Annotated in this window: 2 protein-coding genes; one reads left to right on the top strand and one right to left on the bottom strand. The window is 43.6% G+C overall.

The annotated features are described in order from the left end of the window. Positions 1-6 precede the first annotated feature (6 nt). Positions 7-789: a DNA-binding transcriptional regulator KdgR gene (gene kdgR, locus R7070_RS25215; protein ID WP_005460804.1), complete on the bottom strand. Its 783-nt coding sequence runs from the start codon at positions 787-789 to the stop codon at positions 7-9. Between the two features lie 255 nt (positions 790-1044). Between kdgR and R7070_RS25210 the strand changes: the two genes are divergently transcribed. Beyond that, a partial coding sequence (locus R7070_RS25210; RefSeq protein WP_318141394.1) for an SDR family NAD(P)-dependent oxidoreductase occupies positions 1045-1420 on the top strand: 376 nt, incomplete at its 3' end.

Genomic DNA, 1420 nt, shown 5'->3' with positions numbered 1-1420 from the left:
TTCTGATTATGCCGGGTAATCGTGGTAACCCAATTGCTCAGAAATGTTTTTACCTGCTTGATGCAGTAAGCCGACGTAATATTCCATTCTCTCTTCATCGAAACGGATGGTTGGGAATGAGATAGACAAGCCAGCAATGATTTGACCAAAGCGGTCATAAATCGGCGCAGCGATACAACGAAGACCTGGTTCTTGCTCTTCGTTATCTTCTGCATAGTGGAAATCGCGTACTTTCGCCAATTCTTCTAGCACTTGATCGGTGTTTTCCAATGTTTTTTCTGTGTGCTTAATGAACTCGACATCGCTCAATACGTCACGAACGAAGCTTTCATCGCGCTCAGAAAGTAGCACTTTACCAATCGCCGTACTGTAGAGCGGATTGCGACGACCGATGCGCGATTGCATGCGTAGGTTGTAGCCAGAGTCGATTTTGTGGATGTAAATGATGGCATTTTCATCCAGCGCACCAAGGTGCAAGGCTTCGTTGGTTTGTTCTGAAATGTGGCGCATTTCTTTGTCGGCCAGTTCGATCAGATCGACGTACTCAAGCGATTTTGCGCCCAACTCGAACAGCTTAAGTGTTAGAGAGTACTTATCCGCTTCGCCTTCTTGAGACACGTAACCGAGCGATTTCATGGTTTGCAGAAAACGGTAAGTAGTCGCTTTCGACATCATTAGACGTTGTGAAAGCTCTGAAACGCCGATGGCTTTCTGTTCACCAAGTGCTTGAAGAATATGAAAAACCTTAAGTACTGACGAAACCGCTTCAGGCTGAGTCGACTTTTCCATTGTTGCCCCTTTCATTCTTAGTTTTCTGCATTATATCGCTGAAAAATTTAAGAACCAGTATTTTTAAAATGCCTTTTCAAAAATTTGAAACCGCGCAATTAAAGAATCCAGAAAAACAAGATCGCAATCAATATTTTTAAAACGCCTTTTCAAAAAAAATTGCAAACAGTTTCTTTTTGGGTCAGGATGAATGCATACAAAGTGACATGGCCAAGACGCCAAATCACGACATTACCTACTATTGAGGAAAACGACATGATTCTTGATTCATTTAACCTTGAGGGAAAAGTGGCCATTGTTACTGGTTGTGACACTGGTCTTGGTCAAGGTATGGCGCTTGGTCTAGCAAAAGCGGGCTGTGACATTGTTGGCGTAAATATCAGCGAACCAACAGAAACGATTGAGAAAGTAGAGGCTGAAGGCCGTAAGTTCGTCGATATCCGCGCTAACTTAATGAAACTAGACGACATCCCAACTATCGTTGACCGCGCAGTAACCGAACTTGGTCGCATTGATATCCTAGTGAACAACGCGGGCATCATTCGTCGTAACGACGCCATCGAGTTTTCTGAGCAAGATTGGGATGACGTAATGAACATCAACGTGAAGTCTGTGTTCTTTATGTCTCAAG

The sequence above is a fragment of the Vibrio sp. 1557 genome (genome assembly GCF_033340175.1).
Lineage (GTDB): Bacteria > Pseudomonadota > Gammaproteobacteria > Enterobacterales > Vibrionaceae > Vibrio > Vibrio alginolyticus.
Note: the sequence above shows the minus strand (reverse complement) of the source record. Positions and strands in the feature narration are given on the sequence as shown.

What these genes read in the sequence shown, in the direction of transcription:
- kdgR (WP_005460804.1), bottom strand. Translation starts at nt 789, where the DNA reads ATGGAAAAGTCGACTCAGCCTGAAGCGGTTTCGTCAGTACTTAAGGTT.